The sequence below is a fragment of the Nocardiopsis mangrovi genome, assembly GCF_042653925.1.
Lineage (GTDB): Bacteria > Actinomycetota > Actinomycetes > Streptosporangiales > Streptosporangiaceae > Nocardiopsis_B > Nocardiopsis_B mangrovi.
This window is the reverse complement of sequence record NZ_JBHSFQ010000013.1, coordinates 80935-102567: the sequence shown is the minus strand read 5'-3', so window position 1 is coordinate 102567 and position 21633 is coordinate 80935. Positions and strand designations below refer to the sequence as shown.

Sequence of the window (21633 nt, the reverse complement as noted above, 5' to 3'; positions counted from 1 at the left end):
GGGTGTCCGCCTTTCGCCGTGAAGGGCCGCTGCGCGTAGTAGAAAGGGAGCGATGGCCAGTCCTGCGGATCTCTCCTGGCGCCGACGGCTACTCAGCCCCTCGGGCCTCGCATTCGTGCTGCTCTGCCTCTTCCTGCCGTTCATCGGCGTCTCGTGCGAGGGCGGCCTGGGCACGCTGGAGGTGCGCGTCAGCGGCTGGGACATGGCGGTGAGCGGCCATCCGTCCATCACCGGTACCGGGCTGCTGGGGGCCGACGGCACCGGGCAGCCGGGCCTGGTCCGCGAGTTCTCCGAGGCCGGGGCCGAGGAGCGCGTGGGCGTCCAGCCGTTCATGCTGGCCGGGGTCCTGGCCGTCCTGGTCGCACTGGTCCTCGGCGTGGTGCTGCCGACGGCGTTCTCCCGGGCGCTCGGCGGCCTCATCGCCGCGGGCGCGGCCGCGGCGTCGATCGCGGTCAACGAGGCCGTGGTCCTGGCCGAACTGGAGGAGCGGCTGCGGTCCGACGCGGCGTGGCTGGCCACCGATGCCGTGGCGGGCACCCGCGCCGGGTTCTGGATCACCCTCGCCGTGCTGGGCGCGGTCGCCGCGCACGACCTCGCGGGCCTGGTGACGTCCCGGCACGGTCCGCCGGCCGCCGGACCGCCCGCGTCCGCCCCTGCCGGCGCCCACGCGGTCCCCCCGCCTCCGGGGTTCCCGCAAGCGCCGCCGGGCCCGTTCCCGCCACCGCCGGCCCCGTTCCCGGGGAACGCGGGACCGCCGCTGGGGCGGCCGCCCGCCGATCCCTACGGCCCGCCGTTCGGCGACCGCGGCCCCGACACCTCCGAGGACCCGCGTTTCGGCCGCGGCGGCGACCCCTACGGTCCGCCGTACGGGTAGGGCGGCGCCGGCCGGCTCCGGCGGTGGCGGTACGGCTCAGGCGGTGGGGCGGGGCGGCAGCGCGAGCCCGATGTGCTCGCCGATCTCCTCGATCAGGCCGAGGTCGGCCAGCCGGAACGAGCCCCGGTTGCTGCGGCGGATCAGGGTCAGCGCGCCGCGGACGCCGCGGCTGCCGCGCAGCGGCACGCACATCAGCGATCCCGCGCCCAGCACGCTGAGCACCGGGACGCCGCTCCCGGCGCTGCCCAGGACCCCTTCGTCCTCGATCTGCTGGTGCAGCACGGATTTCCCGCTGACCAGCACCTCACGCGGCAGGGCCGACGCCAAGGGGTCGGCCGCCGCGACCAGGCCGTGCTGCTCGTCCCCGGGCGGTCCCGCCACCACCGCCCGGCGCGCCGCGTCGGGGTCGTCGGGGGAGTCGCAGACGTCGATGACCACCCAGTCGGCGTAGGAATCGGCCAGCAGCGCGCCGGCGTCGTCGAGCGCCAGCGGGCGGCCGGCGCCGCCCGGGCCCGCGCTCCTCAGCAGGAGCCGGGTCATGCGGGTGAGCACGTCGAGCCGGCGCGCCGCCAGCACCACGACCTGGTCCTCGACCTCGGCCTCCAACGGGGCGGGCCCGGGGTCCTCGCCGTCCAGCGGCGGCGACACCACCACCAGCACCAGAGGTGTCGCCTCGGTGAGCACGTCGAGCCGGGTCAGCGTGAGGTGGACGTCCTCGGCCCAGCCCCGCTGCGCCAGGCGCGACTCGAACGACGCGGGCTCCCCGCTGCGGGCGACCGCGGCCAGCCACGACCGCATGGCGGCGCGGCGGCGCAGGTCGACGAAGTTCGCGAAGGGCTTGCCGGTCAGGTAGCCGCTGGCGCTGCCCAGCCGGTCGGCCCCGATGGCGTTGATGCGGCGGATGTAGCCCTCGTGGTCCAGCAGGACGACGGGGACGCTCAGCTGGGTGAACACGGCGCGCAGGATCGAGCGCTCGTCGTCGCCGGCCGATGACGTGGACCGGCGGTGGGCGTCGGCGTCGTTGTCGGCGGCGAGCCGGCGCCCGCAGTCGCCCAGCAGCTCTTCGGCGAAGCCGAGTTCGGCCAGCGCGGCCTCGGCCGTTCCCGCGGCGTCATCGGGGTACATGGCATGTGTGGACCGCAATGCCGCCACGCGCTCGCTCAGCTCCGCGATCTGGCGGCGCAGAGCTGCGAGGTTCTCCGGCACGCTCGGACCTCCAGACGATGCGGATGTCGGGGCCGGCGGTCGCGTGCGACGGCGCCGCCCCTCAACGACGCTAACGCATGTCCGATGTGATCGGTTCGATGGTTACCGTGGAGTCAGGTCGGGGCCCGTTTCCGCCGGACACCCGGAACGCGGCACGAACCGGGGGCGGTACCGTCCGAGCGGCAACAAGGGGGGCGCCGATGTGGATCGAACGCTTGGCACGCGACATCGGAGCGGTCGGCCAGGCACAGGGGGGTTCGCCCGAGCGGGCCCTGGACCAGATGAGCGTGGCCGCGGCGCGCGCCGTGCCCGGGTGCTCGGCCGCGCTGGTGGTCGTCTGGCACGACGTCGGGCGGGGCGATGAGCGGTCCGAAGAGGTCGCCGGCCGCCACGTCGTGGCCGACTATGGGGCCTCCCACTCCGACCTGGCCACCGCTTTCGAGCACCAGTACACCACCGACCAGGGCCCCACGGTCGAGGCGGTCCGCGAGATGCGGCCGGTGAGCGTGGGGGACGTCCTGCGCGAGGACCGCTGGCCGGGGTACACGAGTATGGCCGTGCAGTGCGGCGACCGCTCGTCGGTGACCTACCCCTGCGCGCTGGGCGGCGAGGTCGTGACGTTCGGCGTGCACTCGGGGCGGGGCGACGCCTTCGACGCCGAGACCATCACCCCGCTCGTGGCCCTGCTCGCCGAGCACGCCGCGATGGCCCTGCACAGCGCCGGGCGCTACACCGATGTGGCGCGCGAGGCCGCGCACATGCGGCGGGCGATGTCGGTGCGCGCGGTCATCGACCAGGCCAAGGGCATCATCATGCACGCGCGCGGTTGCGACGCCGCCGAGGCGTTCGACGAGCTGCGCCGGGTCGCGCAGCGCAACCGGATGAAGGTGGCCGACGTCGCGCGCAGCCTCGTGGCCGAGAACGACGCGACGGGCGGCCGGCCCGCCCCGCGCGCCCGCTCGGGGCGCTGAGGGCGCGTACGGGGCGGCGACGCGCAGTATCGTTGTGGTGACGTCCGCCGCCGGAACCTGTCTCGCCTTTGGCGATGGCGCTAATGTGGGCTGCGTGGAGTTCGCAACCGAGCAGTGCGCGCCCACCCCTGGCCGCCGAGGAGTGTGAGAGTGGCGTCCGATATCTCGATCCGTGCCGAAGGCGACGTCGTCGTGGTCACGCCGGCGGGGGAGCTGGACGCCATCACCTCCCCCGACCTCGCCGCCGCCCTTGAGGGCGTGCTCGGCGCCGACAGCCCGTGCCGCGGCGTGGTGATCGACTTCTCCCGCGTGACCTTCTGTGACTCCCGCTGCATCGGCGTGCTCGTCGCGGCCTACCGCCAGGCCCGCGACCGCGGGATCAAGCTCGCGGTCTCCTCGCCCCAGCGCACGGTCCTGCGCCTCTTCGTGATCGCCGGGATCGACCAGGTCCTCACCATCGAGAACGACACCCGCGTGGCGGTCGACACCGTCCTGGCCTAGGCATCCCGGGCGGGCCCGCTACTGCGGGACGCGGAAGTGGAGCCGCACCAGGGAGCCGTGGTCGCCCCCGCTGATCTCCATGAAGTCGCAGATCTGCCGGGTGATCCACAGGCCGTAGCCGCGCGGGCCGGGCGGGGTGGCGCTCAGGTAGCCGCTGAGCGGGTCGGTGAGCCCGCCGTTCTCGTCGATGACGTCGCACACCACCCAGCCGGGACGGCGCCACACCGAGACCGTTCCCTTGCCCGCCCCGTGTTCCAGGGCGTTGGCGGCGAGTTCGTTGGCGGCGACCACGAGGTCGCCCGCGCGGTCGCCCGGCATCCCGGAGGCGGCGGCGAGGCCGCGGATCTCCTCGCGCAGCGCGGGCAGATCGGGGTGGATGTCGACCGAGTCGAGGTCGCCCACCGGGGCGGGCAGCCGCCGCCCGGTGTCGCGCGCGCTGAAGGCCGCCGGGCTCACGTGGTCGGGGCTCGGCCGCCGGCCGCCGCGGTCGAGCAGGACGGGGTGCGTGCGCCGCACCCCGGCGCGGATCGCGGGCGGCGCGGCACGGGCGTCGTGCAGGCAGATGAGGCGCAGCGCCGATCCGGCCAGGCAGGTGGCCATGACGGACTCCATGCGCTGCCACTCGCGCAGCCGCAGCGGGTCGCGCAGCGGCATCGGGGGTTCGCCCACCACCGTCAGCGGGCCGCCGTCCGGTGCGAGGCTCTGCGCCAGGCGCTGCAGGGATACGAGGGTGCGGCCGGGGGCGTCGTAGAGCTCGTCGCGCTCCATGAAGCGCACGGTGGAGGGGTGAAGGTCACCGAGGGCGTCCCGGAGAACGGTACGCGCCGCTAGGGCCACCGCCACCAGTACCCGCCCGCCGCCGTCGGCCGCCGCGCGGATGCGGGGGGCGACGACATCGCGCAGGTCCTCTGGCGCGCCTACGAGTACGGCCTGGTGGTCGAAACCCGCGGTCCCGGTGGGCGCGGATCCGGCGCGTGACGTCATGGCATCATCCCGGGCGTCCCTCCCGGCCTGGGCTGACTCGACTCGGTACTTCCCGGTGCGGTTCACCGCCGTTCGGGACTAGTGTGCATCATCCCCTGCGGCCAGCGGCAGCCCGCCCTGGGAAGCGAGGGTCCGGTCGTAGATCTGCTCCGTCTCCTGGGCGACGCGCTGCCACGTGAAACGGGACACCGCCCGGTCGGCGCCGGCGATGCCGTAGGCGCTGCGCATGGTGTTCTCACCGATGAGCCCGCGCAGGGCCCGGGCCAGCGTGTCGGGGCGCGCGTGGCGCAGCAGCAGCCCGGTCGTGCCGTGCAGCACCGCACCGGTCACGCTGCCGACCGCCTTGGCCACGACCGGGAGCCCGCAGGCCATCGCCTCCAGGACGGCACCCCCATAGGGGTCGTACGGGGCGGCCGAGACGTAGATGTCCGCCGACCGGAGCAGCCGCGGCAGTTCCTTGCGCTCGATGGGCCCGGTGAGGGTGACGCGGTCGTTCACCCCCGCCTCCTTCGCCAGGAGTTCCAGGCGGCAGGCGTCCTCGTCCAGGGCCAGTTCGACCGGCGCGGGCCCGGCGATGACCGTCAGCTCGGCATCGGGCAGCCGGGTCATGGTCTCGATCAGCGTGTCGGCGCCGCCCGCCGACATCGGGGCGACCGAGATGATGCGCGTGCGGTCCTGGCGGCGGCCGTGCCAGGGCTCGGCGGTGGTCCCGCCCTCGGGGCTGAACTGGTCGGTGTCGACGCCGAAGGGCACCACGCTGACCCGCCACCGGGGCACGCCCATGCGCGCCAGCTCGAAGCGCTGGTCGGCGGAGTTCACCACGACGGTGTCGGCGCGCCCGGCGATGGCGGCCTCCAGCCGCACCCGGTCGGGGCGCGGCGCGAGCCCGGAGCGCTGCTCGGAGATGTTGAGGGAGTGGAAGGTCTGCACGACCGGCACCCGGCCGGCGCCGCCGGAGTCGCCGCGCGCGGCCGACAGCGCCGCCAGACCGCTGGTCCAGCCGAACGCGTGCAGGACATCGGGGGTGTCCTCGGCGACGCTCGCGGAGAGCGCGGCGGCGAAGGCCCCCGTGTGGTCGGCCTGCTCGTGCTCCGCCAGCGGCCGCTCGGGACCGGCCGACAGGTACTCGACGTTCACCCCGCGCCCCATCCGCGACCGGTCGGGCAGGTTCGCGGCGCCGCGGCGGGCGTACACGGTGACGCGGTGGCCGAGCCTGGCCAGTTGCCGGGAGACCGCCGCGATGTGGACGCTCTCCCCGCACGTGGGCTCTCCTTTGTGCGCGGGGAGCGGATTGGTGTGCTCGGCGACCAAGGCGATCTTCACGTGGGACTCCTCACGGCGTGGCGGCGGCCCCGGACGCGCGGCGGCACCGGCGCGCACGGGCGCTGGTGCCGCGGCCGGCGGCGGGGATGGGTTGCTGGCGACACCACCGGCCCGGCGGCACGCCGGAACCCGATGGCGGGAAAGGAGGAAGAAGCGGGAAGACGCATGAGGATCACACCAACCGTTCGCGGGAATGAGAAAAGCGCTCGCAAGAGGGCACCGGCGGAGCCGCCAGCGCGCGAGCGCGCGAAGGATGTTGGTGTGTCTGCGTCTTAGACACCCGACGGGCCCATTGTGCCAGACGGCTCCCGGTTCCGACAATGGCCCAGCGGGGCGGGCGGCACCGTACGCCCTGCGTAGGGGCTCGGAACCGGACCCGCGCACGCCGGGCGGGACGCCGGCGGGCGGCGGGCGCGGGGTGTTCCCGGAGGTCGATGGGGGACGCGAGTGCGGCTGGAGGGGCGGATGCGGCGGCGCCTGCGACCGGGAGGGAAAGATCGTTTCCGTCCGGGGTTCCGGGGTGGGCGGGAGGGCGTCCGCGGGGTGTGGCCGACGCCGGCCGTGTGTCGCCTGTGTTTGCAGGGGGGTCTCACGGGCACATTGGGGCGCGACGGTGATCCGGCGACGCAGGGACGGGGGCGGCGATGACGGGGAATCCGGCCAGGCGACCTTTGGGGTCCGCGTGGACGGCCGCCTCCGATGCACGGCGCGATGACGGTGACCGGCACACCGCGACGCGCTCCGGAGCCCGCTCCGAACAGGGAGGAGCGGTCCCCGTTCCCGGGACAGGGCCGGTGCCCGGGCCCGGGAGGGGAGCGGTGGGCGGCACCGCCCGGGACGGTCCGGAGCAGACGGGTGCGCGGGTGTCGGGGCAGCGGGACACTGGGGCTTCGGGTGGCCCGCGGGCGGGGGACGGGGACCTCCCGGACACGGGCTCCCCACGTGGCCCGGGACCAGGGCCTGCGAGTCGCCCGGGTGCGGGGGCCTCGGGCGACCGGAGCCAAGGGATGTCGGGTCACCGGGGTACGGGGGGCTCGGGTGGTTCGGATCCGGGGCGATCTGCGGCGGGGCCGTGGAGGGGAAAGGGCGCAGGCGAGCGTCCGGCGTCGCGGGGGAAGGGGGTGCCCTGGGCCCGTGCGGCGGGCGATCCGGTGGCCGGGCGGCCGTTCCCCGGCAGGGCGGGACGGCCCCTCGCGGGGCGGCGTGCGCTCGTCGCCGGCGGGATGCGGGCCGAAGGCCGGGCCATCGCCCTGGCGCTGGCGGAGGCCGGCGCCGCCGTCGCCGTGGCCGACGACGCCGGGGACACCGGCCGGAGGCCCGGTGCGCGGCCGCTTCCCGGTGGGTACGGTGGCCCGCTGTCCGGGACCGCCCGGCGCATTTCCCAACTCGGTGCCGCGTCCGTCGCCATCCACTGCGACCTCGCCCGTGAGGCCGACTGCCAGGGCGTCCCGGCCTACGCGGCGCTGGAGTTCGGCGCCCTCGACATCCTCGTGGTGTGCGCGGGCGCGCTGCGCCGCGAACCGTCCAGCGCCCTCTGGCTGGTCCGGGCCGCACGCGCGTTCCTGGCCGACGGCGCCACCGTGGTCCTCCCGGGTCCCGACGGCTCGGGCCCGGCGGCGGCCGGCGACGCGGGCGGCTGGGACGCGGCGGGCGGCGCGCCGGGCGGGGACCGAACCATCGGCGGTGACGGCGCGGTCGACACGGTCGTCGGGGCGGTGGAGCTGCCCGGGCCGCTCGGGGACGCGCTGCGCAGGCACGGGATCCGGGTGCGCCGTGTGGTCGCCGGAGCGGGGGACACACTCGGCGACATCGCGTCCGCGTACGTCGACGCCGCAGGTGGCGGTGGTCGGCGCGGGGGCGGCGGGGCGCGCCCCGGACCGGGGGTCCCGGGCGCCCTGATCTGACCGCGCCCGGGGCCGGTCGCGGCCAGGCTGCGGGGCCCGTACCTTTGGTGGTGTGGCCGGGGTGGGAGCCCCGTCGGGAACTGCGTATCGGGGCGATTTCCGCCATGATGTACGCGGATTTTGACCACGATCAGCGGTGCCCCGATACGGTTGCATGATCAACGCGCCTCGTCCCCGTCCGGATGAGGCGCCGCTTGGGGCCGTTCGGCATGAACTGCCGATGAAACAGGAGGTTTGGGCGTATGGGACTCGCTGGTGGGGAAGTCACGGTCACAGCCCTCACGCACCGGGGTGCGGTCCGCCCGGCCAATGAGGACGCCGTGGTCATGGGCGCCATGACCATCGCCAGTGCGAACATGACCCTGCCCGTGCGCTGTGTGCTGCCCGTGAGCGACCCCGTCATCCTCGCCGTGGCCGACGGCCTCGGCGGCCACGCGGCCGGCGAGATCGCCTCGGAGCACGCCGTCCACCGCATGGCGGAGATGAGCCCCCGCCTGGTCTCCCCCGACGACGTCGACGTCCTGCTGAAGAACATCGACGAGGAGATCAAGGACCACGCCACCCAGCACGCCGAGTTCTCCGGCATGGGGACCACCGTGGCCGGGGTGCTCCTCAACGCCGACGGCAACTTCTGGTTCAACGTCGGCGACTCCCGGACCTATCGGCTTGAGGGGACCCGCCTGCGCCAGCTGTCCCAGGACGACTCCCCGCCGCTGCCCCCCTCCGAGGACGGCAAGCCCGTCACCACCAACTTCATCACCCAGTCGCTGGGCGGCAGCGGTTCGACCGCGATGGTCCCGCACGTCGGCCGCGACCACGAGCCCGACCCCGGCGCCTGGCTGATGTGCAGCGACGGCCTCTCCGACCTGGTGCTGCTGGAGGACATGGAGCGCATCATCGCCGAGGCCGGCAGCGACGAGGCCGCCGTGCACGCGCTGTGGCAGGCCGCCATGGAGGCGTCGGGCCGCGACAACATCAGCATCCTGCTGGCGCGCCGCCGCTGACACGGTCTCCCGACCGCCGGGTCCCGGCCTCAGGCCCCGGTCGCGCGGCGGAACACGTACGGCCCGGAGCACACGCTCCGGGCCGTACGTGTTCTCGAGCGCCGGGCGGCCGCCGTCAGGCTCCGCTGTTCCCGTTGCCGCCGTCGCCGCCGCTTCCGGGGCGGTTGCGCATGCGCACGACCAGGATGGCCACGACCGCGATCGCCGCGATCGCCGCCACGACGCCGCCCACCGGGCCCAGCGCCGACATCGGGTCGTCGGCGACCCCGGTCCGGGCGGCGGGTGAGGCGTCCGCGCCCGCGTCGTCGCCGCCGGCCGCGTCGGTGGGGGCCGGCGGTTCCTCGGCCGCGGCGGTCTCCTCCGGGACGGCCTCCTCGGACAGGGTGAAGGTGAGCTGTTCCTCCAGCGGGTGGCCGTCGGCGGAGATGATCCGGTAGGCGATCGTGTACTCGCCCGCCTCCTCCGGCGCCTTCAGGGCCACCGAGGCGTCGGGGCCGTCGACCGCGACCTCGCCGTCCTCGTAGGTGGAGCCGTCGGGGCCGGTGACGACGATGGCGTTGCCGCCCTCGCCCACGGAGGTGTTGAAGGTCAGGGTGACCTCGTCAGGGGCGGCGTCGAGTTCGGCGCCGTCCTCCGGCGAGGAGGCGATGAGGGTGTTGTGCGCGAGGGCCGAGGGGGCCAGGGCGCCGGCCAGCAGCAGCCCCGCGGCGAGCGATCCGAGCAGGGTGGCGCCGCGCCGCGCGGTGAACGCGTGTGTCATGGAAGTGCCCTTTCAGGCGGTCGGTGTCCGTCCGTGCAAGGCGCGTCGGGGGGACGCGCGGTGGGGTGGGGACGGGTACCGGCGGTGCGCGGGAGCGGTCGCGGCGGGGTGCGCCTCCGCCGGGGCGGAGCAGCGGGGGCGCGGGGACGCACGGAGGCGTGCCGGCGGGCGCGGGAACGGCGGCCGGGGCGGTCAGGGAGGGCAGGACGGCCCCGAGGGCCGCCATGAGCGACCAGAGGGCGGCCTCGCCGCGTGCCAGCAGCGCGGCCGCCAGCAGGGCCGCCCACAGGTGCCCGACGAGCATGCCGGGGAAGTACCCGGCGAGGCCGTGGCCGACGTGCCCTTCGGCGAGCGCGGGCGATTCGGGGGCCGAGGCGAGGAAGACCAGGTGGAGGGCGACCTGCGCCGCGGCGAGGATCGCGAAGATCTCGCCGAAGGTCCGCTGGTGGCGGGTGAGGGCGGCGAGCAGGGGGGCGAGGAGCACCGCGGCCGCCGGCGCCGCGATGGGGGAGGCCGGGGTGTCGGCCCAGAGCGCGTGCCCGGCCCAGGAGAGCCCGGCGCACGCCCCGGCGAGGAACGCCGTGCGTATCGCCCGCAATGGGCCGTGTCCGGGAGAGTGCACGACTCTAGAACCTAGCCGAGGGGCCGTGGACGGGAAAAGGCCGCCGGTCCCCTCGGGCTCGCTCGATGGGGTTCCCGCTCAGCTCGCGGCGGGGAGCAGGTCGCGGCGCATATAGCGGCGGTCTTCGGGGGTGGTCCCGCCCCAGACGCCGTGCGGCTCGCCCGCGCGCAGCGCCCATTGCAGGCACTCGGTGCGGACGGCGCAGCCGCGGCAGATCGCTTTGGCGAGTTCGGCGTCGTGCAGGCCGGGGCCGGTGGTGCTGACCGGAAAGAACAGCTCCGGGTCGTACTGGCGGCAGGATCCCTGCGCGACCCAGTCTTCGCTTTCGTGGTAAAGGCGGTTCACCAGGCGCCTCCGTTCGCTGGCCGGTGACCTCGTGCGGCCGGCGTTCGCACCGGGCCACGAGAGAACGTCGAGGACACTGCGTGCTCCGCCGAAGCCGGGATGGTCCGCGCGGAGGCTTCGTCCGGGTACGCCTGGTCGACTCGACTTGTCGTAGTACTACATTCGGTCGTACTACACGCAGTCTGCTAAATATTCGTGCGCCGCGCAAGCCCTGATCTGCGCCCCTTGTGGTGGCGCGGGAGGTGGCCGTGGCCCGCCCGGGAAGCCCGCGTGCCACGGGGACGGCGGTGCGGCGACGGGCCTGGAGGGAAGCGGTGGAAAGGGGAGGTGTGTGCCCCGGCGCGTCTGTACTGACCTTTCACCCGAATCAATATGACTTAAGTCACCCTTAAAATTCGCTGCGTTGCTGCCATGTTTGGCTGTTGCGCGGCAGAATCTCCCTGGAGACCTCTCCCGTTCGGTGCACTCGGGCCACCCCCGGCCTACCTCCGAACCTCCTGGTGAGCCACCCGGGACCACCGGCACTCCACGTGCCGACGAACCCCTCGCGGACGGCGACGGATAGTGACCGAGGCGGCCGATCGCGGCCAAATAAACGAGCCCTACCCCGCGAAACGCCGTTGAAACACACCCCGGAAAACCAAGAAAAACGCTGCTCAGCAAGGTTCGCTATGTTCCTGCGACGTGCCTCATGAACAGATCCGTGCCGAGAACAGCGCCTCCGGAGCCCCAGGGGATGACCCCGCTGTAACCGTCTCCCCGGCTCCCGACGGCGTGATCCTGGAGCCGCCGTCGGTGGACGACGGCCGGCTCCTGTGGCGGCTCGCACGCGACGCCGGGCTCGACCTCAACTCGCCCTACGCCTACGCCCTCTGGTGCCGCGACTTCGCCGCCACCAGCGTCGCGGCGCGCGATCCGGGCGGCGAGTTGCGCGGGTTCGTCACCGGCTATGTGCGGCCCGACGCCCCCGACACCTACTTCCTGTGGCAGGTGGGGGTCGACCCCGCCTTCCGCGGGCGGCGCCTGGCGCGCCGGATGCTCGACCACATCGGGGACCGGATCGAGGCCCGCGGCGTCACCCACCTGGAGGCCACGGTCACACCGGACAACACCGCCTCGCGGCGCCTCTTCGCGTCCTTCGCCCGCGACCGCGGTGCCGAAGCCCGGTGGAGCCCGCTGTTCGAGCGCGACCACTTCCCGCACGACGGCCCTGACGGCCACGAGCCCGAAGAGCTCGTGCGGATCGGCCCCTTGGGCCGGGCGCGGTCCGGACCCTCCGAACGATCCTCCTGAACCCACCCCGTCGTCACCGCCGCGAGCCCACGAGCCCGGGGAAAGGAACCAAGGAATCCAGATGGATATCTTCGACCGACTCGAATCCGACGTCCGCAGCTACTGCCGCAGTTGGCCCGTCGTGTTCGACAAGGCGCGGGGCAGCCATGTCTACGACGAGTCGGGGCGCCCCTACCTCGACTTCTTCGCCGGCGCCGGATCGCTCAACTACGGGCACAACCATCCGGAGCTGAAAACCCACCTGATCGACTACTTGACGCGGGACTCCATCGTCCACAGCCTCGACGCCTACAGCGCGGCCAAACGCGACTTCCTGGAGACCTTCGGCGAGGTCCTCCTCGGCCCGCGCGGACTCGACTACAAGGTCCAGTTCCCCGGTCCGGCGGGCAACAACGCGGTCGAGGCGGCGCTCAAACTCGCCCGCAAGTACACCGGGCGCGAGACCGTCATCAGCTTCACCAACGGCTTCCACGGCATGACCCTCGGCGCGCTGGCCGTCACCGGCAACTCGATGAAGCGCGGCGGCGCCGGCGTTCCGCTCAGCCACGCCGCGACCATGCCGTTCGACAAGTACATGGACGGGCGCACCCCGGACTTCCTGTGGCTGCGCAGCCTGCTGGAGGACAGCGGCAGCGGCCTGGACAAGCCGGCCGCGGTGATCGTCGAGACCGTGCAGGGCGAGGGCGGCATCAACGTCGCCAGCGCCGAATGGCTGCGCGGCCTCGAGTCGCTGTGCAAGGAGTACGACATGCTCCTGATCGTCGACGACATCCAGATGGGCTGCGGGCGCACCGGGCCGTTCTTCAGCTTCGAGCACGCCGGGATCGTGCCCGACATCGTCACGGTCTCCAAGTCGATCAGCGGCTACGGCCTGCCGCTCGCGCTCACCCTGTTCAAACGGGACCTGGACGTCTGGGAGCCCGGCGAGCACAACGGCACCTTCCGCGGGTTCAGCCCGGCCTTCGTCACCGGCAAGGCGGCGCTCGACCTGTTCTGGCGCGACGACGAACTCCAGCGGTCCACCCTGGCCAAGGGGGCGCTCATCGAGGAGCGGCTGACCGCGATCGCCGCCGAGTTCGCCGACGAGGGAGCCCACGTGCGCGGCCGCGGCATGGCCCGCGGGCTCGCCTTCGACCAGGGGAGCACGGCCAAGGCGCTGGCCAAGGAGGCGTTCCGCCGCGGCCTGCTGCTGGAGACCTCCGGCCCCGAGGACGAGGTCGCCAAGCTCCTCCCGGCGCTCACCACCACCGAGGAAGAGCTCGAGGAGGGGCTCGAAATCATCGCCGACGCGGCGCGCGCGGCGGTGAAGATCGCCCTTCCGGCCTGATAGACCGGATCCGTAAGCCGCCGGGGGCGGCCCCGGACCCCGTGTCCGGGCCCGTCCGCGGCACGTACGCAGATGCGCCAAGAGGAGCACACCGTGATCGTTCGCAGCCTGGATGAGGTCACCGACACCGAACGGGACATCCAGACCGAGACCTGGCGGAGTAAGCGTCTCATTCTGGCGAAGGAGGGCGTCGGCTTCTCCTTCCACGAGACCGTGCTCTACGCGGGCACCGAGACCCGGATGTGGTACGCGAACCACGTCGAGCTGGTGCACTGCATCGAAGGCGAAGCAGAGCTCGTCAACGAGGACACCGGCGAGACCCACACCATCACGCCCGGCACGCTCTACCTGCTCGACGGGCACGAGCACCACATCATCCGGCCCAAGACCGACTTCCGGGTGCTGTGCGTCTTCAACCCGCCCGTCACCGGGCGCGAGGTCCACGACGAGAACGGCGTGTACCCACTGATCGTCGAGGACGGCCCCGACCAGGTCTCGGCCAACGGCTCCGAGCCCGTCGTCGGCTGATCCGCCGGCCGCGGGCGGGGCGCCCGCGCGGGCCTTGCTCCTCGCGCGGTACCCCGGGCGTCCCGCCCGCCCACCGACCCCCCGCCGTTCGCCGGCAGCAGTACCACCCGCAGGAATCGCAGAAGGACCACCGCAGGATTCAACTCAAGAGTGAACAGCTCCCGACGAGGACCGAGGAGAGAACCCCCTGAGGGGTGTGGCCATGACTCTGTTGACGACGCACTTCGAGCAGCCGACCATGGACGACTACCCGACTCGCAAGGACCCCGAACCGGCCCTGCTCTACCGCAGGGACCCCGCTGTGTGGGGCGAACCCGGGGCGGGACCGCTCGACCATACGGATCTCACCGGCTACGACGCCAAGGGCTATTTGCAGGTCGAGGCCCTGATCACCGCAGATGAGCTCGCCCTTTACAGCGACGAGCTGCGCCGCCTCCGCGAGGACCCCGACCTGCGCTCCGACGAACGCGTGATCGTCGAGCGCAAGTCCGATGAGGTCCGCTCCGTGTTCGAGGTGCACAAGTTCAGCCGGCTCTTCGCCGAGCTGGTGCGCGACCCCCGCGTCGTCGGCCCGGCGCGGCAGATCCTCGGCTCGGATGTGTACGTGCACCAGAGCCGGGTCAACTACAAGCCCGGCTTCTCGGGCACCGACTTCTTCTGGCACTCCGACTTCGAGACGTGGCACGCCGAGGACGGCATGCCGCGGATGCGGGCGGTCAGCGTCTCGATCGCCCTCACCGACAACTACGAGCACAACGGCGCATTGATGATCATGCCCGGATCCCACAAGACGTTCGTGTCCTGCGTGGGGGAGACCCCCCGGGACCACTACCGGGCATCGCTGACGAGCCAGGAGATCGGCACCCCCGACCAGGGGAGCCTGACGATCCTCGCCGAGAAGCACGGGATCGACGTCCTCAGCGGCCCGGCGGGCGGCGCCACCGTCTTCGACTCCAACTGCATGCACGGCTCCAGCGGGAACATCACCCCGTTCCCCCGCTCGAACGTGTTCATCGTGTTCAACAGTGTGGACAACGCCTGTGTGGAGCCGTTCGCGGCGGAAGAGCGCCGGCCGGCGTTCCTGGCCGCGCGCGATTTCACACCAGTGAAATGAGAACGGAATCGGCTATTAGCGGGAACACGCACTATACGTGTCCCGATCGTTACGGGGCCGGATCCGGCCAAGGGCCGAGATAACCAGTGCATAACGTGCCATTCCACCGCAGTTATACGCGGACGATCATGGGCACTGACGTTTCAGGCGCCCGGTCGACGACCGCGTGGCCCTGGTGGTCCGGCAGTGATCATCCCCCCTGACCTGGGGATCTCCGACGGCCGCGTTTGGTCCCGCACTGTTGCACGGCGCCCCCTCCGCACTGGGAGGGGGCGCCGTGTCGTTTCCCCGTCGTTTGCCGGGTCGGCCCTCAATAAGGAGAGAGCAATGGTCAACATCGTCCACCCCAAGGTGCTCGGCCGAATGGGCCGACGCGACCTCTTCCGCGCGGGCGGGTTCGGATTGGCTGCGGCGGCGCTCGGGCCCGCCCTGGTCTCCTGTTCACGCACCGACGGCGCCACGACTTTGGACTCGCTCAGACAGCAGGGCTTCATCCGGGCCGCGATCAACAACGAGCCGCCGTTCGGCTACATGGACGACAGTGGGCAGGCCACCGGCGAGGCGCCCGAGCTGCTGCGCGCCATCTTCGCCGAACTCGGCGTCGAGGAGATCCAGGCCGAGGCCGTGGCCTGGGACGGCCTGATCGAAGGGCTCAAGGCCCGCCGCTTCGACGTCGTCGCCGCGGGCATGTACATCACCCCCGACCGGTGCGCCGAGGTCGCGTTCTCCGAACCCGACTACAAGGTGCTCCAGGCGTTCATGGTGCCCAAGGGCAACCCGATGGAGCTGGCGACCTTCGACGACGTCGCCGCCAACCCCGACGTCACCATCGCCGTGCTCAACGCGTCGGTGGAGCAGGAGTACGCCCAGGGCGCCAACGTGCCGACCGGGCAGATGGAGCTGCCCGGCGACGCCGCGGGAGCCATCGACCTGCTGGAGAACGGCCGGGTCGACGCCGTGGCGCTGAGCACGTTCTCCCTCAACTACCAGCTGGAGCAGCGCGGCACCGGCGACGACTTCGAGGTCACCGAGGGCTTCACCCCGGTCGTGGACGGCGAGGAGGTCACCCCCGCGGGCGGTTTCGCGTTCCGCCAGGGCGACACCGAGCTGCTGGAGGCCTTCAACCAGGTGCTGGCCGACTTCAAGGAGAACGGCCGCCTGACCGAGATCGGGGAGCCCTTCGGATTCGACGAAGAGGCCCATCCCGGCGACCTCACCACCGAGCAGCTCTGCTCTGAATAGGCGGCGGCCGCGCAGTGGACTTCCTCATCGACCGGCTGCCGCTCTATCTCGAAGGCGCCGGTGTCACCTTCACCATCACCGTCCTGGGCATCGCCCTGGCCTTCGTGCTCGCGATGGCCATCGGCATCCTGGGCACCCTCCGCAACCCGGTGGCGCGCGGAGTCGCCACCTTCTACACCGAGACCTTCCGCGGTATCGCCGCGCTGGTGCTGATGTTCTGGATGGCCTTCTCCATCCCGCAGATCACCCCGTACCAGCTGGACGTGAACTTCGCCGCCGTGCTCGCCCTCGGCCTCAACGTCGGCGCCTACGGCGCCGAGGTGGTGCGCTCCTCGATCAACGCCGTGCCCCGGGCGCAGACCGAGGCCACCATCGCCCTCAACATGACCTGGGCCCGCCGGATGTGGCTGGTGCTGCTGCCGCAGGCGTGGGCACAGATGCTGCCCACCTTCGGCAACCTGGTCATCGAGCTGATGAAGGCCAGCGCCATCGTCTCGCTGATCGGAGTCGCCGACCTCACCCAGGTCGCCCGCCTCCAGGGCCAGTCCAGCGGTGAGACCATCTGGGCGTTCGGCAGCGCCCTCATCATGTACTTCATCATCGCCCAGGTGCTCATCCTGGGGGTGCGCCTGCTGGAGCGCCGGGCCAACCGGCGGCTGGGCCGCGCGCCCGCGGGCGGCGGGCTGCTCGCCCTGCTGCGCCCGCCCTCGGTGGGCACGACGACAGGGGGAGCCCGCTGATGCTGTGGGACTGGGATTTCACCGCGATCGTCATCCCGCGGCTGCTCGACGGCCTGGTCATCACGGTGCTGGCCACACTGGTCGGCTACCTGGTGGCGCTCGCCCTGGGGCTGCTCGTGGCGATCGTCCGCCGGGTCCGCTTCATCGGCCCGGTCGTGCACGCGGTCATGGAGTTCATCCGGACCACCCCGCTGCTGGTGCAGCTGCTCTTCGTGTTCTTCCTGGCGCCGTCGAGCGTCTCGGCGCTGACACTCGGCATCGCCGTCCTCGGCGTCCACTACGCCGCCTACACCGCCGAGGTGTACCGGTCCGGGATCGAAGGAGTGGCCAAAGGCCAGTGGGAGGCGTGCCGCGCGCTCAGCCTGCCCCCCGCGCGGGTGTGGGGCGCCGTGGTGCTGCCCCAGGCCATCCGCAAGGTCATCCCCGCCTTGGGCAACTACCTGATCGCCATGTTCAAGGACACGCCCCTCCTCTACGCCATCACCGTGCAGGAGATGATGTTCCACGCGAGCGGCCTGGGTGGTCAGTACTTCCGCAACTTCGAGGCGATCACGCTGGTCGGCCTGCTCTTCCTGCTGGTGAGCGTGCCCTCCGCTGTCCTCATCCGACGACTGGAGCGACGCTATGCCGCTGTCTGACAACACGCAGGCCATCGAGCCCGACCCCGCTCCCGACGGCGACCGGCAGACCCCTGACAGCGGGAAGCTCATCCGCTTCGAGCAGGTGGTCAAGCGGTACGGCGACAACGTGGTGCTCCGCGAGCTGGACTTCGACGTCGCCGCCGGCGAGCGCGTCACCCTCATCGGGCCCAGCGGGTCGGGCAAGACCACGATCCTGCGGCTGCTCATGACGCTGGAGACCATCAACGGCGGCGTCATCTGGGTGGACGGGCAGCCGCTCACCCACATGCACAAGAACGGCCGGCTGGTCAAGGCCAACGAGGCCCACCTGCGCCAGGCCCGCAAGAAGATCGGGATGGTCTTCCAGCAGTTCAACCTGTTCCCCAACATGAGCGTGCGCCGCAACATCACCGAGGGCCCCGTCCACACCCTGGGGGTGGACAAGGAGGAGGCGAACCAGCGGGCCGCGGAGCTCCTCGACATGGTGGGGCTCGCCGACAAGATCGACGCGCACCCCACGCAGCTCTCCGGCGGCCAGCAGCAGCGGGTGGCGATCGCCCGCGCCCTGGCGATGCGCCCGGAGATCCTCCTGCTCGACGAGGTCACCTCCGCCCTCGACCCGGAGCTGGTGGCCGGGGTGCTCGACGTCCTGCGCGACATCGCCCAGAGCACCGACATCACGATGCTGTGCGTCACCCATGAGATGGGCTTCGCCCGCGACGTCTCCCACCGGGTGCTGATGTTCGACGCCGGCCGGATCGCCGAGGAGGGGACGCCGGAGCAGATCTTCGGCGACCCCCAGGAGGAGCGGACCAAGACGTTCCTCAAGGCCGTCCTCGAAACCGGCTGACGGCGGCCGACCACCCGACCCCGGCCGGCCGGTCCGTCCCCGGCCGGCCGCGCCGCCCGCCCCCCGGGAGACCCCGGGAGGCGGGCGGCGGCCTGTCAGCCGTCCACCATCCCCGCCCGGTAGGCGATGATCGCCGCCTGGACGCGGTTGTCCGCACCGAGCCGCACCAGGATCGCGCTGACGTGGCCCTTGACCGTCCCCTCGGAGAGGAAGAGCCGGTCGGCGATCTGCCGGTTGGACAGCCCCTCCGCGAGGAGCGCCAGCACATCGCGTTCGCGCCCGGTGAGCGCCACCACCTGCGCTCGGGCCTGCTCGTAACGGGCGAACCGCCGGTCGCCCCGCAGCACGGAGATCACCCGGCGGGCGATCCGCGGCGACAGGCAGGCGGCGCCGCCTGCGGCCGCGCGCACCCCGGCCACCAGCTCGCGCGGGTCGGACGCCTTCAGCAGGAAGCCGCTGGCGCCCTCCTCCAGCGCGCGGGCGACGAAGGCGTCCTCGTCGAAGGTGGTCAGCATGACGACCGCCACCGAGGGCAGGCCGCGGCGCAGCTCGGCCGCCGCGTCCAGGCCGTCCATGCGCGGCATCCGGATGTCGAGCAGCGCGACATCGGGCCGGTGCGCCCGCGCCAGCTCCACCGCCTCGCGCCCGTCGGCGGCCTCGGCGACCACCTCGATCCCGGGGTCGGTGTGCAGGATCGCCCGCACGCCGGCGCGGAGCACGGCCTCGTCGTCGGCCACCAGCACCCGGATCACGGCGCGTCCCCCTGCCCAGCGGCGCGCGGCTCGACCGGTATCCGGGCGGCCACCGCGAAGCCCCCGCCGGACGGTCCGGCCCGCAGCTCGCCGCCGAGCAGCCCGACGCGCTCGCGCAGGCCCGCCAGGCCGCTGCCGCCGCCCGCGGCGGGGCCGGGCGCGACCGGCCCGGCGGGCGCCGGTTCGGCCGCCGAGGTGGCCACCGTGACGGCGACGCAGTCGGGCCCCTGCTCCACCGCCACGGCCACGCGCGCGCCCGGCGCGTGGCGGGCGGCGTTGGTCAGGGCCTCCTGGACCACGCGGTGCACCGCCCGGTCCACCAGCGGCGGCAGCGGCCCGCGCGCCCCCCGCAGGGTGAGGTCGACGGCGATCCCGGCGTCGCGGGCCCGTGCGACCAGCGCCGTCACCGGTTCGCCGGGGGGCTCGGCGGCGGCGCCGGGGTCCTCGCGCAGCATCCCGATGGTCCGGCGCAGGAGGTCGGTGGCCGCGACCGCCGAGGAGCGCAGCCCGGCCGCCGCGTCGCGGGTGCGCGCATCGGCGTCGGCCGCCAGCTCGAGCGCGCCCGCGCGCACCGTGATCAGGGCCAGTTCGTGGCCGAGCGTGTCGTGCATGTCCGCGGAGATGCGGGCGCGCTCCCGCAGCCGGGCCCTCTCCGCGATGAACCCCTGCTCCCGTTCCAGCTGGGCGACCCGCTGCCGACCGGCCTCCACGAGGTCGTTCTGCTGGCGCCGGAACCGGCCCGCCAGCCACGGCAGCACGACGCCCAGGGTCAGCGAGAACAGGACGGCCGCGCCCGTGCCGCGGTCGAACGGGACGACGGCCGCGCCCGCGGCGCCGGCGGCGGCGAGCACCCAGCGGTCCCACGCCGACGGCAGGTGGCGCCCGTGCAGGTAGGACGCCGCGCCCAGCGGGAGGTACAGGACCTGGCGCCACAGGGGCAGCGTCACCGTGTCGAGGCCGTTGAGCGCGCCGGCCAGGGCGAGGACCGCCAGCACAACGCCGTGGATCATGGGTGCGACCTTACCCGCGCGGTGCGGACGACCCGGGAACAGGCGGTGGCCAGCCCCGCTGCCGACGCCGCGCCGAGGGTCAGCGTCAGCGGCAGCGGGAAGTAGGTCATCTGCTCCCAGGTCACCTCCCGGCCGTTGCTGAGGGCCTCGACGGCCGTCGGGTAGAGCGCGAACAGCGCCACCGGCAGCAGGACGGGGACCATGCGCAGCGCGGTCAGCCAAGCCGGCCGGCCGGCGCGCTGGAGTGCCCACCGCCGGGAGCGGGCCACGCCCACCGCCCCGAGGCCGATCGCCGCGACCGCCGCCGCGGCGAGGGCGGCGTCGGCCGCGGCGCGCCCGCTGCCCGGCGCCTCGGGCTGGCGGCCCTCGCTCAACGCGGCCAGCCCCAGCAGGACGGGGTAGGTCGCGTCGGTCAGCGCCGCGCCGTTCGTCAGCACCGCGAACCCGTAACCGGTCTCGGGGGAGAACCCCTGGATCGCGCTGTAGGTGAACAGGTTGCCGCTGTGCACCATCAGCTCTCCGCCGCCGGCCAGCGGCTCGGGGCTCCAGCCCATCGCGTAGTCGTCGACGTCGGAGGGGGCGTACATGGTGTCGAGCAGGTCCCGGTCCAGCGGCGCGCCGCCGCCCGTGTGCGCCGTGAGCCAGCGGCCCATGTCCGCGGCGTCGGTGATGACGCCGCCCGCGCCGCTGAAGGTCCGGAACCCGGGCATCTCCGCACGGGGGATCCACAGGCCGTAGAGGGAGTTCAGGCCGTCGGCGGGCGCGATCTCGGCCTCGTCCAGCGTGGTGCGGGCCATCCCCAGCGGGTCGAACACCGCCTCCCGCATGTACGCGTCGAAGGGCCGCCCGCTCGCCACCTCGACCAGGCGCGCGGCGACCTCGAAGTTGACGTTGCAGTACCGGTGGTCCGTGCCGGGGTCCGCGGCGAGCGACCCGGCCTCCAGCAGGGACATGTACTCCGTGAGCGACGACGCGTCGCGCAGGGCCTCGACGTCGATGGTCGTGTCGGAGAACCCGGAGGTCTGGTTGAGCAGGTGGCGCACCGTGACCTCGTCGGATCTGGGGTCGTCCATGGCGAACCCGGGGAGCTGTCCGGCGACGGTGCCGTCCAGGTCGATCCTGCCGTCCCGGACCAGCGTCATCACCGCCATGGCGGTGAAGGACTTGGTGACCGAGGCGATCCGCATGGGCGTCTCCGCCGTCACCGGTGCGCCGGCGGAGTCGTGTCCGTAGCCGGCGGTGTGCACGATGTCGTCGCCGCGGGTGACGGCGACCGCCATCCCCGGCTGCCCGGTGGCGTCCATGACGTCGCCGAGGTAGGCGTCGATGGTCTCCGGCGCCAGTTCCCCGCCGGGCCCGGGGACGTCGTAGGCCGTCCGGGCGAGCGCCGGAGCGGCGCCGGACACCGCGGCGGCGGCGATCGCGACCGCTGCGGCGAGAGCCGTGGTCTTCTTCCGCACACCTTCTCCTTCTCCGCTTTCGGGTGGGGCGGAGAAGAATCTAGGAGCGCACCCGGCCCCAGCGGACCCGCCCATGCGCCGGAACCACCCCCGACGAAAGTCAGGGGTGCCTCCGCCGCACCAGGGGCGGGAGCGGACCGCCGGAGCCGCCCCCGGGAGGGCGGCCGGCCGCGCACACCGAGTGGCGACATACCGTTGTCATT

At 73.1% G+C, this 21633-nt stretch carries 21 protein-coding genes; 13 read left to right on the top strand and 8 right to left on the bottom strand.

Going from position 1 to position 21633, the window contains the following annotated elements; all coding sequences use genetic code 11:
* Nucleotides 1-52 precede the first annotated feature (52 nt).
* Nucleotides 53-874: a hypothetical protein gene (locus ACFO4E_RS14990; protein ID WP_378575016.1), complete on the top strand. Its 822-nt coding sequence runs from the start codon at nt 53-55 to the stop codon at nt 872-874.
* 36 nt (nt 875-910) lie between these two features.
* On the opposite strand, the gene ACFO4E_RS14985 is transcribed toward ACFO4E_RS14990, so the two are convergent.
* Nucleotides 911-2080, bottom strand: coding sequence for a GAF domain-containing protein (locus ACFO4E_RS14985; protein WP_378575014.1), 1170 nt, complete (start codon nt 2078-2080; stop codon nt 911-913).
* Between the two features lie 200 nt (nt 2081-2280).
* Here ACFO4E_RS14985 and ACFO4E_RS14980 point away from each other — a divergent pair, with 200 nt between their 5' ends.
* Together ACFO4E_RS14980 and ACFO4E_RS14975 are read left to right on the top strand one after the other, a co-directional pair.
* The gene (locus tag ACFO4E_RS14980) at nt 2281-3051 is read left to right on the top strand and encodes an ANTAR domain-containing protein (RefSeq protein ID WP_378575011.1); all 771 of its coding nucleotides are present in this window, start codon (nt 2281-2283) and stop codon (nt 3049-3051) included.
* 150 nt (nt 3052-3201) lie between these two features.
* Nucleotides 3202-3552: an STAS domain-containing protein gene (locus ACFO4E_RS14975; protein WP_378575009.1), complete on the top strand. Its 351-nt coding sequence runs from the start codon at nt 3202-3204 to the stop codon at nt 3550-3552.
* Nucleotides 3553-3570: 18 nt separating this feature from the next.
* Here ACFO4E_RS14975 and ACFO4E_RS14970 read toward each other — a convergent pair whose 3' ends face one another.
* Complete coding sequence (locus ACFO4E_RS14970) at nt 3571-4536, bottom strand: anti-sigma factor RsbA family regulatory protein (protein ID WP_378575007.1); 966 nt, start codon at nt 4534-4536, stop codon at nt 3571-3573.
* Between the two features lie 78 nt (nt 4537-4614).
* A complete protein-coding gene (locus tag ACFO4E_RS14965; RefSeq protein WP_378575005.1) occupies nt 4615-5859 on the bottom strand; it encodes a glycosyltransferase in 1245 nt (414 codons plus the stop codon).
* Nucleotides 5860-6980: 1121 nt separating this feature from the next.
* Here ACFO4E_RS14965 and ACFO4E_RS14960 point away from each other — a divergent pair.
* Nucleotides 6981-7763, top strand: a complete 783-nt coding sequence (locus ACFO4E_RS14960) for a hypothetical protein (RefSeq protein WP_378575004.1) — start codon at nt 6981-6983, stop codon at nt 7761-7763.
* A 242-nt stretch (nt 7764-8005) separates the two neighbouring features.
* A complete protein-coding gene (locus ACFO4E_RS14955) occupies nt 8006-8767 on the top strand; it encodes a PP2C family protein-serine/threonine phosphatase (RefSeq protein WP_378575002.1) in 762 nt (253 codons plus the stop codon).
* Between the two features lie 115 nt (nt 8768-8882).
* On the opposite strand, the gene ACFO4E_RS14950 is transcribed toward ACFO4E_RS14955, so the two are convergent.
* Nucleotides 8883-9527, bottom strand: a complete 645-nt coding sequence (locus ACFO4E_RS14950) for a copper resistance CopC family protein (protein ID WP_378575000.1) — start codon at nt 9525-9527, stop codon at nt 8883-8885.
* Between the two features lie 700 nt (nt 9528-10227).
* Nucleotides 10228-10494: a WhiB family transcriptional regulator gene (locus ACFO4E_RS14945; RefSeq protein WP_378574998.1), complete on the bottom strand. Its 267-nt coding sequence runs from the start codon at nt 10492-10494 to the stop codon at nt 10228-10230.
* A 684-nt stretch (nt 10495-11178) separates the two neighbouring features.
* On the opposite strand from ACFO4E_RS14945, the gene ectA reads away from it, so the two are divergent.
* The 8 genes from ectA (at nt 11179) to ehuA (ending at nt 18208) form a co-directional block, all read left to right on the top strand.
* Entirely contained in the window at nt 11179-11787 is a 609-nt protein-coding gene (gene ectA, locus ACFO4E_RS14940; RefSeq protein WP_378574995.1) for a diaminobutyrate acetyltransferase, read from the top strand.
* 61 nt (nt 11788-11848) lie between these two features.
* Nucleotides 11849-13114, top strand: coding sequence for a diaminobutyrate--2-oxoglutarate transaminase (gene ectB / locus ACFO4E_RS14935; RefSeq protein WP_378574992.1), 1266 nt, complete (start codon nt 11849-11851; stop codon nt 13112-13114).
* Nucleotides 13115-13207: 93 nt separating this feature from the next.
* Nucleotides 13208-13642, top strand: coding sequence for an ectoine synthase (locus ACFO4E_RS14930; protein WP_378574989.1), 435 nt, complete (start codon nt 13208-13210; stop codon nt 13640-13642).
* A gap of 202 nt (nt 13643-13844) precedes the next feature.
* On the top strand, nt 13845-14756 hold the full coding sequence (gene thpD, locus ACFO4E_RS14925) for an ectoine hydroxylase (RefSeq protein ID WP_378574986.1): 912 nt from the start codon (nt 13845-13847) through the stop codon (nt 14754-14756).
* A 327-nt stretch (nt 14757-15083) separates the two neighbouring features.
* Nucleotides 15084-15998 carry an ectoine/hydroxyectoine ABC transporter substrate-binding protein EhuB gene (gene ehuB, locus ACFO4E_RS14920; protein ID WP_378574984.1) on the top strand — a complete coding sequence of 305 codons (915 nt, stop codon included), beginning with the start codon at nt 15084-15086 and terminating at the stop codon, nt 15996-15998.
* 14 nt (nt 15999-16012) lie between these two features.
* Complete coding sequence (ehuC, locus tag ACFO4E_RS14915) at nt 16013-16738, top strand: ectoine/hydroxyectoine ABC transporter permease subunit EhuC (protein WP_378574982.1); 726 nt, start codon at nt 16013-16015, stop codon at nt 16736-16738.
* A complete protein-coding gene (gene ehuD / locus ACFO4E_RS14910) occupies nt 16738-17376 on the top strand; it encodes an ectoine/hydroxyectoine ABC transporter permease subunit EhuD (RefSeq protein ID WP_378574980.1) in 639 nt (212 codons plus the stop codon). The genes ehuC and ehuD overlap by 1 nt, the downstream gene beginning before the upstream one ends.
* The gene (ehuA, locus tag ACFO4E_RS14905) at nt 17363-18208 is read left to right on the top strand and encodes an ectoine/hydroxyectoine ABC transporter ATP-binding protein EhuA (RefSeq protein WP_378574979.1); all 846 of its coding nucleotides are present in this window, start codon (nt 17363-17365) and stop codon (nt 18206-18208) included. The genes ehuD and ehuA overlap by 14 nt, the downstream gene beginning before the upstream one ends.
* Nucleotides 18209-18303: 95 nt before the next feature.
* Here the strand turns inward: ehuA and ACFO4E_RS14900 are convergent, their stop codons facing one another.
* From ACFO4E_RS14900 to ACFO4E_RS14890, 3 genes are read right to left on the bottom strand one after another with little or no spacing between them, the layout of a single operon-like run.
* On the bottom strand, nt 18304-18960 hold the full coding sequence (locus ACFO4E_RS14900) for a response regulator (RefSeq protein ID WP_378574977.1): 657 nt from the start codon (nt 18958-18960) through the stop codon (nt 18304-18306).
* Nucleotides 18957-19970 carry a sensor histidine kinase gene (locus ACFO4E_RS14895; RefSeq protein ID WP_378574974.1) on the bottom strand — a complete coding sequence of 338 codons (1014 nt, stop codon included), beginning with the start codon at nt 19968-19970 and terminating at the stop codon, nt 18957-18959. The genes ACFO4E_RS14900 and ACFO4E_RS14895 overlap by 4 nt, the downstream gene beginning before the upstream one ends.
* Nucleotides 19967-21430, bottom strand: a complete 1464-nt coding sequence (locus tag ACFO4E_RS14890; RefSeq protein ID WP_378574971.1) for a serine hydrolase domain-containing protein — start codon at nt 21428-21430, stop codon at nt 19967-19969. Before ACFO4E_RS14890 ends, ACFO4E_RS14895 begins: the two co-directional genes overlap by 4 nt.
* Nucleotides 21431-21633 lie beyond the last annotated feature (203 nt).